This is a genomic window from Hyunsoonleella sp. J2K-J805, assembly GCF_057167125.1.
On the sequence record NZ_CM169901.1, the window covers coordinates 597,649 to 615,204 of the forward strand.

Consider the following 17,556-nt stretch of genomic DNA (forward strand, 5'->3'; position numbering starts at 1 on the left):
ATTGTTTATTTAAAATTAATTGCTTTACCTATCGCACCTAAGGCATTGGTCAAATCTATATCTATAGAAAGAGCAACCGTTGGTGCTAACTTTAAGGCTTTATTATCCACCAAAGGATTTGGGTCTAATTCATTATAGATCAAGGTGCCAGCACTAAATCTAATGGTTCTCGTAAGTCTATACCCTAAGCCAAGTGCTAAGCTATTCTTAGCGAACAAGCCTTCATATCGGTCATTTTTATCGCTTACCAACTGAGCAATCCCAACATAGAAACTGAAGCGCTTCAAAAAATACCTGTTGTAATCGTCGAAATACTTAAACGGTGCCTCACGGTTAATTGGAGTGAGATAAAAATGTGTTCCTTGAAACGAAAATATACCATCAATATCGAAGGCATACATCAATCCAAGATCTAATCCTATGTATGCATTATTCTCTGCAAAAACATTAATAACTATAGATTTATTAATAGTGATTTCCTCTTTTACATATATGTTCTGCAGAATATTGGGAACATCTTCTTTAATTGACTTTATTTTTTTTAATTGACTTCCCTTCGAGTTAATTGCTGTAATTAAATTATCTGTCGCATCCCGGATGGCTTTTATTTTAGCAATATCGCCGTTAGAATTAAAAACTTTAACCTCTCGAGTTTTCTTGCCGGAACCTTTTACTTCTAAAAAAGAGCGCCATAACAGTTTATCAAAAAAGGATTTTAACAAATAGATTGTTTCGTTATCAATTCCGGTTCCTTTAACTAAACTATTTCCTTTAACCTTATATACGGTATTGTTATCTGTAGATAATACTTGATTGATGAAATGGTTTTGATCAGGGTTTATCAGAAGTCCCAGAAACTGTCCGAATGTCAAATCTTTATTTACGTCGAGCCCCGAATTTAAAGGTTGATCAAGGATTGTTTTAGTTAATCCCTCGGAAGGTTTAATTTTTCCAGAATGTAATAAGTATAATTTATCAAATACCGTTTGTGAAGATTCAAACAGGTTTATTAAGTTCGTTGAATTGGATGATATTTCAGGATTGTCTTGCTTATTAATTTGATCGTATGGAAGGTATAATTTCTGAATGATGTCCCACAACTGAGAATCTCGAAGTGGATTGTCAGATACATTTTTTAATTCACCGTCGGGGCCAAAAATCCTATCAGACTTAGAGTAGGACTTCATTAAATCAAAAACAGCTACTTTAAATTTATCAATATCATCCTGATCCGCATAACCGGAAAGAGGGAAATACTTATCAAGAAGTTTAATGGTCTCAGATTTTAGAGTTGTTAATTCAGTTGGATTTAACTGAACTTTTTTTGTGCCATCAAGTTTAAAAGTATAGCTCACCTCTGGGTGTAAAGGACCAATACTTTTTGGAAAATGTGCTTTATTATTTGCAACTTCTAGTTTGAACTCATCTCCTACAAAATAATAGTTACCACCTTTTTTTAAAGACTTAATGCGCTTATCATAAGAATAGAGTTCTATAGACAGTTCCCTTAGTTTCTCAAGTGATCCAATATGATTGTCAAAATTTTTGTTTTCAATATTGAGCAGTTTATATAACTGTAAAACAAGTAAAACAGAATAATCATCAACTTGTTTTGTACCTACAATTTTTCCTTTTTTAAACTTTGAAACCCCAGTCACTATCCCTTTAATGGAAGCTTCATTGTCGGCAGATTTTTCGATCGCTTGGATAAACTTTTTAGTGTTTTTCTCAAGCTCTATATCATAATCTGTTTTTATGATTTTATCCAAACTGGTCTTATCGATCGATTGAATCAATGAAGTAAGTACACCATTGATGCTATCAAAGCTATTCTTAGCCTTAGCCTTCAGTCTTTTCAGGCTTTCAACGTCATCGATAAAATACTTGAAATCTATACTATCAAAATCCGTGGTGAAACTATTCACCCTAAATTTAGCATCGAAGGGAGGTAGTGTCAGTGATCTAGCGGTTGGATCCAAAGTCACACTTTGCTCATCCTTTGTTTGACCATAGCCTTTAATGGTAAATATGGCAACAAGAGCCCATAAAAAAATTATTCGATTTTTGGTTTTCATATAGCTAGTTTTCAATTACAAAAGAATCTTTTGAGTACAAGTTTAACTAAATCAATAAATCATGTAAATACCCAATAATGGGTAATTAATAAATATTGCTATTATGAAATCGTCAATTGGGAGAATTAACTACTAAATGTCAAGTGATTAAGTTAAAGATAAGAAAAATATTTCAATTGCCACTCCACACATATTACGCTTCCCTCCTACGTCGTCGCATAAAAAGTGTTCCATTAACATTGCAGAAGAAACTTTTGGGATTAAATTTTTTCAAGAAACTGTAGTAACAACTTTCGCTTTTAACCAAAGCTCAAGTTACATAACGCAGAACATTATAGTACATTTATAGCAAATTAACGTATGCTTGCATTTTACATAATTGCAGATATTATAACACGCTAGTGTTTTATATCGATAGCAATTATGTAAAAGTTAATTTGCGCCAATTCTAAACCAACTGTAGCTATAATTTCATACTATTTAAAATATCCCAGAATAATCCGTTGTTATTAGAATATTTAGAACGTGGGTGTTGAAACATTCGTCTTCGGGCTTTTGTAATTAAATTAAATATTCTTCATAATTTGGATATTCTGTATAATTATCTAGAAATTTTTAAATAAAAGATTTTCAATAAAGTTATCGTCTGCACATGTGTACTATAATTTGCCGTTATGTAAAATATCCGCTGCCATTGCGCTCGATTGTTTTATAAAATCAAATTGCTTATTGCAGCCGCATCAACTCACAGATTCGCAAAATTGATACTCAATCAATTTTACTCCCTCGTATTTTAAACACAATTTCCAACCGCATGCCAGCGCATTATAAAAGCTAAGTTTTGGATTCATATTGAAATTCCCGTAAACGTGAAAATATGCCTCATAAAAAAATTTAAGTGATTCTCGGCTAACTTGCCACAAGAGTATAAAATTTTCCCTCGCTTGTATCCACTCTCTAAAATTTCTATACACTTGTTTTGTGATGAACTTCTATTTAAGTTTTCAAGAAATTAACTTTTGCTATTTATTATGTCAAATAGAAATTATCTAAGATGTATTTGAAAAATTGATACTCAATTGTAAGCTTCCCTTCATTAGAACTGCTTATTTTTCCAAAATTACATTATTTAATTTGTTTTTAATTCCTCTGGGGCTAGCCCCAGAGGAATTAAGCTTTGCATATTTCACTGGTGATATTTTCCCCAAGCTATCATGTGGTCTGTTATGGTTATAATCATCCATCCAGATTTGAGTTTGCTCACGTACTTGATGTAGGTCTTCAAAAATATATTTGTTTAAAACCCCACGCCTGTAAGAACCATTAAAGCGTTCTATAAATGCATTTTGTGTGGGTTTACCTGGTTGAATATACTTAAACTCTATTTCGTGCATTTGGCTCCAATCATTTGTGATATGTGCTATAAACTCTGGGCCATTGTCCATTCGTATCCGTTGAGGCTTCCCTTTTTTGTTAATTAAATGATTCAGTACCCAGACAATACGATTACTCGTCAATGAATAATCAACTTCTATGTGAAGTGCCTCTCTATTAAAATCATCAATGATATTGAATGCCCTGAAGCGTCTCTTGTTCTCTAAGACATCTGTTATAAAATCCATACTCCAAGTATGGTTCAGTTCATTTGGAACCTCTAAAGGCTCTTTAACCCTAGTAGGCAGACGTTTCTTAACCTTTCTTCTAAGTGGAAGTCCCAATGCTACATAAACACGATGCACTCTTTTATGATTCCAAGGTTTACCTTCCTCTCTTAAGCGATCATAGGCCTTCCAAAACCCCTCTTCTGAGTGATCTTTTGCTTTTTGTTGCAAAGCCTGTTCTATAGCCGTATCGTCCTTGGGCAATGGCTTGTAGTAATAGACACTCTTACTCATCCCTAAGACACGGCACGCCCTGTTAATGCCGTAATGAATAAGTTCTTTGGTAATTGCTCTTTTACGACAGGGCTTTATAGCTTTTTTTCGATAATCTCCTTAGCCATTTGATGATCAAGTGCCAGAGTAGCATACATCTGCTTAAGCTTGCGGTTTTCTTCTTCAAGCTCCTTGAGCCTTTTGAGTTCCTTAGAATTCATTCCTGCATATTTGGAACGCCACTTGTAAAAAGCTGCAGAACTTACCCCGTGTTCACGGCTAATTTCATCGACACTTTTACCATTGTCGAACTCTTTTAAAATCTTTGCAATCTGTTGCGGTGAAAATTTACTTCTTCTCATAATTACTGTTTAAAGTTAAAACTATTTTTATACTTTTAAACAGTTCGGTTTTATGGGAAGCTTACATCAAACATTGTTTATGTTGAATAATCAAAATGCGCTACCTTGTTTAATCAAATTATTAAATAAAGGGATTGTTCCATCTTTTGGCTATATTAAATTCAATAATTTTAACAACGTTATAGATTTAAATGAGTTAAAGACCTTTTTTAATTTAATTTACAAATCAGAATTTGATAGATTTGAATCCCATACTTACAGGAATTTCTTTAATTATTTAATAACTATTTTTTCAGTTAAAGAGGATACTTTTGAATTAGTTCAATCGATTTTAATTGAGATAAAAGAAGATTTAATGAATCAAGGGGCAGATTTATTTTATATAAATAGATTAATTGATGATTCTTTAGATAGTTTTATTAATTCTAAATCTACAATTTATACATTTGAAAAAGCATTAAGTACAATAAAAGAATTAAGTTTATAAACCATTCCACACACATTCCACTACTCTCCTATCGTCGTTTCGTAAAAAGCGTGTTACATTAACATCGTAAAGAAACTTTTGGGAATAAATTTTTAAAGAAACTATAGAAAGGACTTTCGCTTTTATCCAAAGCTTAAGTTACATAACGCGAGAACATTATAGTACATTTATAGCAAATTAACGTATGCTTGCATTTTACATAATTGCAGATGTAATAACATGCTAGTGTTTTATATCGATAGCAATTATGTAAAAGTTAATTTGCGCCAACGTTACTTCAACTGTTACTATAATTTGAAGTTATGTAAACTAAAACCCATAAATAAAATGCAACAACCACGTGAGAGTTTGGTTGCTGCATTTATATACAAATGATTAAGCTGAGATGCTACAGGCTTGAACTGCTTTTGCAGAATCAGAGACAATGAATGCTAATAATGCTAATTCGGCTACGAACATTGCAACTAATGCAGCTCCATCAGTTAAAAATGCAGCGGCAATTGTTGCTATACCCAAAACACCATAAATTATCATATCCCACCATGTCAAACTTTCCATAATTGCATGATAAACGGCTTCTATTAAACTACCTGACCAAATGACATGGATTATATCTTTTATTGCACCGGCTTTTGCAAGTTTACTATCGGAAGTTGCTAAAACATGAATGGCTTCTTCCATCTCATTCATTACTGGTGCAATAAGATGAGCTACCTGTTGCGTGGAACGCTGTGATATTTTACTAGCTAAACCGTAAGCACCTGTTAAAGCAAAAATGCAATCTATAACGACAATAGCTATTGACCATTGGCAATCTGTGATACCTATATCCCTAACAAATACTTCTTCATTTACACTTACACTTCGCTTTTTGGCTCCATTACCTCTAAATTGATCTGGATTGTACTTTGCTTGTAGTTCAGCTAGAGTAACCGCTTGTATCTTTTCATCATTTGGATGAAGGCTTTTGTACGCAAGAAGATCACGTTCGGTTAAATATTGCCCAACAATTTTTACTGTTTTGTTATCTGGGTTTACGTCTACCTCGTAGTTTTGTCGCAGATATGCTTGATAATAAGGCGTTTGATTAGCTACAGACCTTGCCTCTGGAAAGAAATAATGATAACAAGGTAATTCTTTACCGCCTGGATAAACAACAGTCATTTTTTTGCCTGGAGCGAGGCTCCATGCAGGAACTGTTGGGTCAGGGTTAGGTCTTGAAGCCCAAACAGTACCGTAGACTTCATTAGATTGAGAAACATTAACAATGGTTGCCATATTAAATTGATTTAAGTTTTTGCCTACTCTATTTGTTTTTCGGCCTCCCCATATTTAAGATTTTATACAAAAGATTATTAATGACTAATCTTGTATTATTCTTAAGTTTTTTTTCCAATTTCTACCATGAATATGGCTTGAAGTTTGTTTAATTCGTCTAACCTAGAAATTCATTTATTTTTATCTGATAATGAAAGATTACTATTTCTTTCGTTTCTCAAATTTGAAAAAACAAACCTTTTAATAAAAAAGACATGAGTGAATGGATAGGATATCTTAGCGAATAACTAAAATATATGAGTAAACGGTAATTGGCAGATAATTTATATAATTTTAAAAAGCTTAAACACATCTTCTTTATGTGCTTTACTTACAGGTATTTTATTGTTACCAATAAAAAGCATATTACCCTCAAAACCATTTACAGAATTAATGTTTACAACATAGCTGCGATGTACACGCATAAAACGTTTGGTAGGTAATTGTGCTTCAATTTTATTAAGCCCTACAGAATAAATAAAACGATCCGACTCGGTATGTACGCTACAGTAATTACTGTCTGCTTTTAAAAAGAGAATTTGTTTAAGCTGAACGCGTTCAAAATGATGTTGCTTTTTTAAGAATAAGCTGTCATGAATATTGAGTACCTGATTTTCTGATGCATCAAAATTACTTTTGTTTAGCATTTCTTTCTGAAAAACCTTATTCGAATAGTTCATCAAAACGAGCTCAATGGCAATAAACACTTGGCGATCATTAAAAGGCTTAAATAAATATGCGTGAGGTTTTACACGCTTTGCTCTTTCAATGATGTGGCTGTCTGCATTGGATGTTAAAAAAAGAAATGGAATTTTATACTTATCATTTATAAATTCTGCTAGTTCTATTCCATCAAACTCACCCTTTAAAATAATATCTATTAATACAATATCGATATCTTGTTTATTGGACAGAATATCTAAAGCTTTTTTTACTGTATCTGCAATTCCTACGATGTGATAATTATTATCTCTAAGTTTATTGGCAATATCATTTGCTAACAGAATTTCGTCTTCTACAATAAGTATTTTTACCTTAGGAATAGTATTCATTTAACCTCATTTTATGACTTTTAATTGTCCTTAATGGCTATTTTCCAATGTGTACCTTGAAATTGAAGTCTTTTCATGCTTCCATCGAGCTGTATAATAAGGGACTTAATTAACTTTAAACCAAAGGAATTAAGTTTAGCTCCTTCTTTTTCTGTAAAACCGATACCATTATCGCTTATATCTAATTCCAGTGTATTGTTTACTTTTTTTAGGCTTACTAAAAATGTTGGCGATTTTACGCCTTTATACGCGTACTTTAACGAATTAACGACCATTTCATTAACAATTAATGCGATTGGTACGGCTTTATCTATTGAAATGCTAAAATTATCAATATCAAATTTTGGTTTAAACGAAACATCATAACCATGGAAAAGGCCTAAAACTAATTCTTCGATATAGTCTTTTAAAAATACTTTGGTTTCAGTGCCTTCTTGATATAGTTTTTGATGCACTAAAGATAGTGCCTCCACCCTATTTTTGCCAGTTAATAAAGCTTCTTGCGCAGGATGACCACTAAGTTCTTTACTTTGAAGATTTAATAAACTGGAAATCATTTGCAAATTATTCTTTACCCGATGGTTTAGTTCTTTTAATAAAAGCGCTTTTTCTTGTTCTCGCTTTTCTATAATTAAATTTTGAGAAGACACATGTTTATTCACCTCTTTGATGGCCTTATTACTTCTATGTAACATGTAGGCTAGTAAACTAAATATAAAAATACCTATAGCCAGTAAAATCATCTGTTTTTTTTGATTAGCAGACTTAGCATTTAGTAATTTAATCTCAGTTTCTCTTTTATTAATTTGGTAACGTGCCTTTATTTGCTCGATTTCTTGAATAGAAGCTTTATTTACTAAACTATCCTGGTATACTCGATTAATCTCTAGATAATTTAATGCTTTATCAAAGTGATGTCGTTCTTTGTAAAAATCAGTGAGTTTTTTACTGAAATCTCTAATTTGTTCTTTGAGACCGGTTTGGTAAGCCATATTGTAGGCTTCTAATAATTTAGATTCTGCTAAATCCCAATTTTGCTCTTTTATATAAATGTCACCGAGTTCAGCAATATAAACTGATGTCGAGTAGGGATCGTCTAAAGGAACTAGAATTTTTATAGCATCCTTAAGATGCTGTTTCGCTTCTTTAAACTTACCCTTTGCAGATAGCACCATGCCTAAATTACCTAGGGAATAGCTTTGAACTATGTCATTATTCTTAATTTTATTTCTTTTTAGTGTCTCTGTAAAATAGATAGTTGCACTATCAAGTTTTCCCGCTAGACGATACGTTTCTCCTAGATTTAAAAGCGTTAGTATTAGATTACCTTTTTTATCTGAAATTGTATAAATATCTTCAGCACTTTTTAGATACTTTATTGCAGAAACATAATCTTCATCACTAATAGCATTACTTCCCAATTGAACATATGAAGCAGCAGTGCGCTCTTTCATACCTAAAGAATCATATATGCTCAAAGCACTTAATGAAGCTTCTATTGACTTGGAATAGTTCCCTAAACGACGCTCAACATGGCTTATCTCTTCCAATGCTTCAGCTTTTAGGATAGGTCTATTAATCTCTTCAGCAATAGTTAAAGCAAGTTTCGAAGATATTAAAGATGAATCTACATCATTAAAGTAATATGACCTTAAAATTAAAATTTGTGATTTTTCAGCTTTAGAAATTGCTTTGTTTTTTAAAATTTTTCCAAGGCTATCAAGGACGAAACTATTTTGAGAGAAACTATTTTGACATATTAACAAAAAAAAAATAAAAAATGTTAACCTATTTTTGAAATAATTATTCACCATTATTGGGCTAATTATTCGGTGGATTAGTGCCTCTACCTGAACTTACTTTCACCAAAGGATCCAATATTAAATAAAACCGTCTTTCTCGTAGGTTTTTAAACTTAACTTTAAGCGACAATAAAATGCTATAGGATACAGTATATATGTTTTCAGGTTCTAAAGTGTTAACAATACATTCTCCTTTTGTATTAGGTGAAATATATAAAGTACCATCTGGAGTACTACACATGGCATCTTTACGATACTTAAAAATTTTGCCCCAAAACTTACTATCGGCTATACGATCTTTGTTTATAAATTCTTTATCTACAACTTTAACTGAACAACATACAAGTTTATAATCTTTTATAATATGTGCGTAATCCTTGGCAATACCTGGCTCTAAACTCACTGTAACCTCTGTTTCTACATCGATTGAAGAAAAAGCATCTGCGCCAACGGAAACAAAGTTATCTATTTTAATAGGATCATAAGGTGTTCCTAATTGCGTATAACAATTTTCTAAGGCATCCAGTAGCTCTGTTATTTCTATTTTAAATTTTGGTGACCTAGGTGATTCTTGAGATACGTCTTTTTGTTGTTTTCTTTTAATTTTGATATTAATGTACATTGGTTGGTTGTTTTTATGTTTAAAAGTTAGATAACATCTTTAAAGTTAGGGTAGTTGTCCTTGAATTATTTAAATTAGAAAAAATAACAATTTATCAAGTCTAGATTTGATACATAAACATAGACTATGTTGCCTTTTTTGTCTTAAAAATCAGGTAGACAATAGTTAAATATAGTGAATTTGTAAGAATTAAGCTTGTAGAAATTATAATTGATTGGAGTTTTAGTGATTTATTGCTATTCTAAGTACGTTTGGTTTATCACTATGTCGTTATATAATAAGTAATCCATTAACATCCCAAAAAATTAATGAGGTAAAACTTTTTCTTAGCTTCACCAAGTTCATACTAATAAAAGCCTACTAGAGAGGTATCTAAAGTGCAAGTAACAAAACACTAAGTATTATTGTATATGTGACAATATTCGAAAAGTATTATGGACTTTTTGATATTACTGGATAGATATTATTTTGAAGAAAAATTAATGTATGCGACTATTTTACATCATTGTATATATAAGTGTAAGTGTAGTTTAGAGATGTATAGTTTTAGCTAACTGTATTAAGTAGTAGATAAACAAAAGAGCTTGAACAACCAATATCTGATTTATTACAAGCTCTTTTACTATTCTGTTTTTGTAAACACTAGTTTACAATACGCTTTAGGTTGTTTACGATAAACTTTTATTTAACAAAACCTACTGGTTTTAATAAAGTTTCCATTTCTGCTAAGTTTAAACCCTCTCTTGATTTAGAAGATTTTTTAGTAGTTTTAGATTGATTTTGAGCTGGCACTCTATATCTGTCTCCTTTTGGGACAGCACCATAACCTAAATCTTTTAATGAACCTGATGTTATACTGCTTAAAGGATTTTCTCCTAAGTTTATAAAACCTGTCATTAACTCATTACCTAAGACATCTTCGTCCCAATGTGAGAAAGCAGTACCTGCACCGCCATCGGCTTCTACAGGTAATTTACCTAGCCCTCCTGCAAGATTCCAAAAGCCGTTTGCTATGTTTCCTGAGAAAAATGGGGCGTCAACAGTACCTCTTAAAAGTGTTCTGTCAAACCCAAAAGGCTCTACATTCCAAAGCGTACCTATACCTAAAACATGACCCATTTCATGAAGGATAACATCTTCTAATAAATCAAATTCATCCAATAGATCTAAATCGTCTACATCGAAGAACATGACACCAGAAACCGTTAAGAAATTATCTAAACGTACTATCTGTGGTCCTGCTTGACCAAGAATACCACCAGGCCCATCAATTGGAGCTAAGGCAACTTCTATAATAAGGTCATCAACCACACCGTCTTCCACTAGAGCAGGTAACCCCTCAAAAGCTGATGGTATTGTACCACTAAAATCGCTTTCGTCTTTTATGATAATACGCTCCCAACGCTCTACAGCAGCTATAAAAGCATTTCTTTGTTTTGTAGTTACTGGTGTTACGAATTTAAGATCAATGTCATAACGCGAACGGTTGATAGAATTACTAAATTTTTCAGGGATACTCTTAGATGACAATTCACCTAAATTTTCAATAACAATTGGTTCTACGGGTGGTGTTTTTAGGGCAATGGTTTGCAATTCTGCATTAACCTCAAACTCTTGAGAATCATCTTGAACTACTTGTTCTTCTGAACAAGATGTTAAAAATAACGTAGTAACTATTGCGGCACTACCTAACAATTTTAATGAAATTTTAATGTTTCGTTTCATAATAGTTTAATTGGTAATAGTTAAAAAATGTAATGTTAATTTGTTAATATTTACAAATTTAACATAATTTTTTGTTAAAAAATAAAAAAAAGAAACAATAGATTTTACGCCTATTAATGGCTACTTGTTATATATTAAATAAAAACGAGAACTTATTTAAGTTCTCGTCTTACTAAAATTAAGTCAATTAGTATCTTATTTATATCCTTACTAAAACTAATATTATCAACATTTTTTAAACTGACGCACTTATTAAGACTCCTTTTAAGCGTTTATCTATTTTGAGTTTCTTTACCGTCATCAATTTCATCACTTTCATTAAGTAAGGTTCTTTAGTCTCTTTTTATAAATTTCATTAATAGCTAGTACAATTGCTTTAGCTTCTCTAGAAGCTTTTACGCGATCGCTAGTACTCATTCTTGACATGCTACGTTTTTCAAACTCAATTGCTTTTTCTATTAGTTTCATGGCATTTTTTTTAAAATTAATTACATTATTGCTCAGTTTCAATTAAAAATGGCGCCTTACCATTTGTAATAATGATTTTGCTATTTGCAGAATTAGACAGCTTATTGAAAGCCTCAATACTTCTAATTTTTATTATCTCTTGAGTTAAGCCTTCAGATAGTATTTTTTGGGCATCTCTTTCACCCTTGGCATTAATTATTTTTCTGTCTGCCTCAAGTTTTTCCTGCTGAATTACAAACTCCATACGCATTGCATCTTGTTCCGCTTGCAACTTACGCTCAATGGAACTAGCTAGTCCTCTGGGAAGTTGTATACTTTTCATTAACACAGCAATGAGTTCAATACCATCAGCCTGCTTTTCTAAATTTATCATCATTTTTTGTTTGATCTCCTCCTCGATATTAGCACGCATACCTGAATGCATATCTTTTGCGAAAAACTTTGCACAAACATCTGAAGATGCAGACCTAAATACACTGGTGATAATAGATTCGTAATCCCTTCCAAGATTCTCTAATACAGATGGAATTTTTTCCTTTTCCAAACGGTAGAGAATGGATATTTCAGACTTCACACTAAGCCCTTCTTTACTGGGAAGATTTAATATGAGCTTAATATTATTGGTTTGGGTAGATTCTTTGATGACTTTACTTGTAAAAGGGTTGTAAAACACTGTGCCTTCGGTTACAACACCTTCAGAAAATTTACCCAATGTTTGCTTTACACCTGCCTCTCCCGGCCTGATAACAGCACAACTTGAAAATAATAACGTAGATAGAATTAATGATAAAATTTTTGTTTTCATAACTGTTTGACTTTTGAGTAAAATTACAAAACAAAAATTATTTATTTTTATTTATATTTTTAATGATATATATAAATAATCATTATGAATTTGAAGTAAATAATGCTCCATTTTAAACAGGATTATCTTCTGAATCTTCGTCATGATGATGCGCATCATTTCTGGTAAGATATCGGCTAACGAAAACGAAAATGACAAAACCAATATTTAAAAACACTAGAGTGTAGAAGATGTAATCTTTAGTACTCAAAAGCAGTATTACCTATTTAATGAATTTGTTGAGTTGCAAAGATATTGATAAATACAACATGTATTGATAATCAGTTTTATTCTATAACTGTTAATGCTGCCAAAAACTTGAAATGCATCTATAATACTAGATTATATTTATACGCTTTAAGTTTATCAATGTCACAATTTAAAATACTCCTGGAATTCCAGGGAGTTGTCCAACCAATGCTAAAGACACCGCACATACTATAAACATAATACCAGGTATTATCAATCGTTCTTTTAAGGTTAGTGTTTTTGAGCGCTCTGTGTCCCCTATTAAACCAAGATTATCTAAGAGCATGGTTAAGGCCCAACCAAACACAGGATTAACAAAAGCACAGGCAAAAATGCATGTTCCTGCACTTAGAGAATCGTTGTGCTCTTTTACCATTTGCATGCCTGCCTCTAATAAAGGCAAAAACACGCCAACTATTAATGCTACTCTTAATACGGGCTCCCACATGGCTAAATCCATCGGGTACCCAAAAACAGAAGCTAGCACACATAAAATAGCAGTTAAAATTGCTCCTCCAGGTATAGGGCGTTTTGCAATAGCGGCGGGAATCATATAGGTACCCCATGACGATGCAATGTTTCCACCGCCTAAAGCGGTACCAACCATTTGACGAATGGAAGAAACCGTCATCGTATCATCAACATCCATTAAAACTTTCTTTGCTTTTTTGGGATAGTTAAGTTCTTGAAATACACGATGCCCTAAGTAATCTGGCGACCACATAGCGACAGCTAAAATTGCGAATGGAATAACTGCCACAAAATGCCCAAAATTTGGCCATCCCAATTGCCATCCTGTATCTTCGCCCCACCACCAAAACGGATTAAAATGCGGTAGCCCTGGCGCTGTAGTAAATTCAAAATTAACACCCATAGCATAGGCAATAATTCCAGCAATTAACGAACACAAGGGAATAGCCAACCATCTTTTTTTAATTCTAGCCAAATAAGCATAAATAAAAATTGTAGTTCCGATAACTACAAATGACACGGTACTGGCATTTGCACTTGATGCCCATGTTTCCAGTTTTGTAATCTGCCCTATAAGCCCTACCGCACCAAGGTATATGAGTAATCCACCACGAACTCCAACTCCAGTTAAAGCCATTAATTTTGAGCCACCTTTAGTAATACTTAATATTAAACCAAATACACCAATTAAAATACCTAATGCAAGCGGGTGTCCTCCTGCCAAAGCTATTATGGGTATTAGTGGTATCATAGGTCCATGCGTTCCAGCTAAATTTGCCCTAGGGTTTAATACCGCTGAAAAAAGAATTACAAATATACCGCCAGCAATCAGTAATTCGTACCTCACGTTTTCGGCAATAAATTCTGCTGAAAGCCCAAATTGTGCGGCAAAGGCTGCAACCATGGCTGTTACCATCACCACCTTTCCTATAGTGGCGGCCAATGCAGGAACTAAATCCTCCAATTCTATATTAAAATCTCTAAATGGTAAATGAATTTTCCATCTTTTAAAATTCATTATGGATAATTCGTGCTCCAAATATGCATTCCTGTTTTCAAATTCACTAGACTTTTTTCGTTTCTGTTTGTAAGAGTTCTTTTTGGAGTCCTTCATGTTTGACCAATACATTTATGATTACTAGTGCGACAAAAGTACTTTGCAAAATTTCAGATAAACATGAGATATGTCAGTGTTTATTAATGAATGACCATAAAATCTAAGATCGAAAGAGTTATACTATGGCTTGCTCCAATTTAAAAATACAGAAACAAAATGGTCTTTTTTTCTAGAAGAAACGGGGATTTTTTTGCCATTTTCAAGATAGATAGTACCTGACTTTTCGTATTTATCTATAAAATTGAGGTTGACGATATAAGATTGGTGCGGACGTACAAAATTAGCTTTAGTAAGCTGCTCTTCGTACTCCTTTAATGTTTTTGAAACCAAATATTTTTTACCGCTATTGCAATAAAATGTGGTATAGCCTTTATCTGATTCGCAATACAAAAGCTGGTTTAAATCTATAACTTGAAAACTGTCATGTAGTGACAGTACCAATTTAGAGTTATCGTTATGCCACACTGCCTTAGCCGTTTTAATTTGTTGTTTCTGGTCTGTTACCGAAAGGGTTTTTACCTTTTTTAAAGCAGCTTCAAGTTCTTCAATATCCACAGGTTTTAAAATATAATCTACAGCGCCGCTTTTTAGGGCTTTAAGTGCATACTCTTCGTAAGCCGTAATAAATATGACTTTAAAGTTTAGGTGTTCGGTTTGCTCTAAAAAGTCAAATGCATCACCATCGGTAAGATTTATATCTAAAAAAACTAACTCTGGCTTACAGGCATTAGAAACCACTACGGCATTTTTTACAGATTCGCACTCCCCTATCACTTCTATGCCAAATTCAATAGAATTCAATAGGTTTCGCAGACCTTTTCTAATGTATTCTTTGTCTTCTACCAGTATAGTTTTCATTACACTGAAATTATTTTATGCGGAATTACCAAAGTTACTATAGTTCCCGATTCATTATAAGTATTTCTATCCTCGATGGATACACTGCCTTCCATATTGAAGTCTTTTGATAAAATTTTTAAGCGTTCCGATGTTATGGTAGTTGAAAGTGATTTTTTATGCGCATTATTTGAAGTTTTTCGCGCCGTGTATCCAATACCGTTGTCGGTGATGGTACAAATTAATTTTTTACCTGAATATTTTAGGCTAATATCAATTTTTTTATCTTGAGATTTGTCTTTAAAAGCATGCTCCACGGCATTTTCCACAAATGGCTGAATAAGCATTGGAGGAACTTCAAATGCATCACTATCAATGGTGTCATCTATATGTATTGAATACTCATAAGATTCATTTTCTAAATTCTGAAGTGCCAAATAATTTTCTACAGCTAATAATTCTTGAGAAAGCAATACCAATTTATCTCTAGAATTCTCTAAAGTAATTCGCATCAATTTAGAAAATTTTGACAAATAACTAACAGACTTTTTTTCTTCTTTATTTAAAATCATGCCTTGTAATACAGATAGCGAATTGAAGATAAAATGTGGTGTCATCTGCGAGCGCAACAATTTTTGCTCTATTACCGCATGTTGGGTTTTGGCCTTGGCGTTTTTCAACTTTTGATAAAAGATGACCGATACTAATACCATGGAAACCAAGAGTACTCCAATAATGGCCCATAAGTAATTGCGTTCAGTTTTTACGAGGTTTTTATTGGTTTCATTTACGGTTTTGGTTAATTCTAATTCTCTTATACTAGCAGAATCTAAAGCTTGTTTGTATTTATAATCGGCTTCCATTTGAGCCAATTTTTCAATATTTTTTTTATTAAAAAGACTATCGTTAAGTATTTTAAATTGTTGATGGCTCTCATAAGCTTTTTTGTAGTTACCCATGCCATTATATATCTGAGAGAGCAATTCTCCACTATCCCTTTGGAAATTCAAAAGCTTAAGCTTATCCGCAATTTTTTTCCCTTTATAAGTATAAATTAGAGCCTCATCAAACTTGTTTTTTTTAATAAGAACTTTAGCTAGCCCTAGGTATGAATAACAGGTTGTCCTCTGATTATCAACTTCTAAACCAAGTGTTTTCCCTAAGTTAAAGTATTTTGAAGCAACATCATATTCGTTTAATGCTAAATGTATATCTGCAATATTGTTAAGAACAATTGCTTCACCTCCTTTGTCGCCAATTTCTATGTATACTTTTTTTGAATTGTGTAGATACGTTTTGGCAGTTTCGTAATCTTTCTTGGCGGTATATGCTAGCCCTAAATTATTTAAATTACTTGCAGTAGCATTCTTATACTCACCTTTTAAAAACAGTATGGATTGATTGTAACATTTTATAGCTTCATCATAGTTTTCTAGTTCACTATAGATGGGTCCCATATTACCAAAAGCATTTCCAATAGCAATGCTATCTGAAGTTTTTTTTGCTACTTCAATAGATTTATTATAATAGGCTAAGGCCTTATTATAATTGCCTTTATAGGAAAAAATAATTCCTAGATCGCTATAATTATTGGAAAGAAGTGTTCTATTTTTTGTTACTTCACTAAACACCAATGCATCTTTATAATAAGACTCTGCTTTATCATAGTTTCCAAGCAAAATGTGAGACCACCCAATATCATTCAAAAGTTTGAATATAGACTCTTTATCATCTATTTTTTTACTTAGTGTTAAGGCTTTTTCATAATAATCTAGAGCATCATGTTGGTTCCCTTTTCTGTAATAGAAATCTCCCATTTCTAGATAGCACTCTATAATTCCTTTATTATATCCAATATCTTTATTTAATTGAAGCGATTCTTCATATAGTGAAAAACCTTTTTCAAATTTTGATTTATAAGCACGAATTATACCTTTAATAAGTGTGTTTTTAGCTCTTCCTTTTGTAAAATCTAACTTACCCAAGGTTTTGGTAGATTCTTTTAAATATTCTTCAGCAGCCGTAGTGTCGATTTTCTTTAAGGCGAATGCTAGATTGTTTAATAGATTTACCCGTGTAGAATCAATTGTTTTATGTTTTTGCAACTCTATTTTAAGGCTATCTATTTCAGTATTTTGAGATACCCCAACTTTAGCAATTAACAAAATGAGTAAGACTATAGTATTATGAATATTCTTCATACGGGAATAATTGAACAAAATGCTAATTAACAATATATTTAATAACTAACCGT

The 17,556-nt window shown here is 32.4% G+C and carries 14 protein-coding genes; 1 reads left to right on the plus strand and 13 read right to left on the minus strand.

Annotated elements, in window-relative coordinates; all coding sequences use genetic code 11:
* Nucleotides 1–5: 5 nt before the first annotated feature.
* Nucleotides 6–2,075, minus strand: a complete 2,070-nt coding sequence (locus tag AC1B0Z_RS02635) for a hypothetical protein (protein WP_483793998.1) — start codon at nt 2,073–2,075, stop codon at nt 6–8.
* 1,106 nt (nt 2,076–3,181) lie between these two features.
* Nucleotides 3,182–4,311 (minus strand): IS3 family transposase gene (locus tag AC1B0Z_RS02640; protein ID WP_483793999.1). Its coding sequence is split into 2 segments (ribosomal slippage): nt 3,182–4,050 and nt 4,050–4,311, totalling 1,131 coding nucleotides; the frame shifts between segments, so codons are not numbered across the junction.
* Between the two features lie 52 nt (nt 4,312–4,363).
* Here AC1B0Z_RS02640 and AC1B0Z_RS02645 point away from each other — a divergent pair.
* Complete coding sequence (locus AC1B0Z_RS02645) at nt 4,364–4,798, plus strand: hypothetical protein (RefSeq protein ID WP_483794000.1); 435 nt, start codon at nt 4,364–4,366, stop codon at nt 4,796–4,798.
* A gap of 375 nt (nt 4,799–5,173) precedes the next feature.
* On the opposite strand, the gene AC1B0Z_RS02650 is transcribed toward AC1B0Z_RS02645, so the two are convergent.
* The 11 genes from AC1B0Z_RS02650 to AC1B0Z_RS02700 form a co-directional block, all read right to left on the minus strand.
* Complete coding sequence (locus tag AC1B0Z_RS02650) at nt 5,174–6,076, minus strand: hypothetical protein (RefSeq protein WP_483794001.1); 903 nt, start codon at nt 6,074–6,076, stop codon at nt 5,174–5,176.
* Nucleotides 6,077–6,399: 323 nt separating this feature from the next.
* A complete protein-coding gene (locus AC1B0Z_RS02655) occupies nt 6,400–7,167 on the minus strand; it encodes a LytR/AlgR family response regulator transcription factor (RefSeq protein WP_483794002.1) in 768 nt (255 codons plus the stop codon).
* A gap of 20 nt (nt 7,168–7,187) precedes the next feature.
* Nucleotides 7,188–8,933, minus strand: a complete 1,746-nt coding sequence (locus tag AC1B0Z_RS02660; protein WP_483794003.1) for a tetratricopeptide repeat-containing sensor histidine kinase — start codon at nt 8,931–8,933, stop codon at nt 7,188–7,190.
* Between the two features lie 55 nt (nt 8,934–8,988).
* Nucleotides 8,989–9,591 (minus strand): hypothetical protein, encoded by a 603-nt coding sequence (locus AC1B0Z_RS02665; RefSeq protein ID WP_483794004.1) that lies wholly within the window; start codon nt 9,589–9,591, stop codon nt 8,989–8,991.
* Nucleotides 9,592–10,272: 681 nt separating this feature from the next.
* A complete protein-coding gene (locus AC1B0Z_RS02670) occupies nt 10,273–11,316 on the minus strand; it encodes a leishmanolysin-related zinc metalloendopeptidase (RefSeq protein ID WP_483794005.1) in 1,044 nt (347 codons plus the stop codon).
* A gap of 318 nt (nt 11,317–11,634) precedes the next feature.
* On the minus strand, nt 11,635–11,784 hold the full coding sequence (locus AC1B0Z_RS02675; RefSeq protein ID WP_483794006.1) for a hypothetical protein: 150 nt from the start codon (nt 11,782–11,784) through the stop codon (nt 11,635–11,637).
* A 25-nt stretch (nt 11,785–11,809) separates the two neighbouring features.
* Entirely contained in the window at nt 11,810–12,589 is a 780-nt protein-coding gene (locus tag AC1B0Z_RS02680) for a prohibitin family protein (RefSeq protein ID WP_483794007.1), read from the minus strand.
* Between the two features lie 112 nt (nt 12,590–12,701).
* Nucleotides 12,702–12,839 (minus strand): hypothetical protein, encoded by a 138-nt coding sequence (locus AC1B0Z_RS02685; RefSeq protein WP_483794008.1) that lies wholly within the window; start codon nt 12,837–12,839, stop codon nt 12,702–12,704.
* A 168-nt stretch (nt 12,840–13,007) separates the two neighbouring features.
* On the minus strand, nt 13,008–14,462 hold the full coding sequence (locus AC1B0Z_RS02690) for a DUF3360 family protein (protein ID WP_483794009.1): 1,455 nt from the start codon (nt 14,460–14,462) through the stop codon (nt 13,008–13,010).
* Nucleotides 14,463–14,585: 123 nt separating this feature from the next.
* Nucleotides 14,586–15,323: a LytR/AlgR family response regulator transcription factor gene (locus tag AC1B0Z_RS02695; protein ID WP_483794010.1), complete on the minus strand. Its 738-nt coding sequence runs from the start codon at nt 15,321–15,323 to the stop codon at nt 14,586–14,588.
* Nucleotides 15,323–17,503, minus strand: coding sequence for a tetratricopeptide repeat-containing sensor histidine kinase (locus AC1B0Z_RS02700; protein WP_483794011.1), 2,181 nt, complete (start codon nt 17,501–17,503; stop codon nt 15,323–15,325). Before AC1B0Z_RS02700 ends, AC1B0Z_RS02695 begins: the two co-directional genes overlap by 1 nt.
* Nucleotides 17,504–17,556 lie beyond the last annotated feature (53 nt).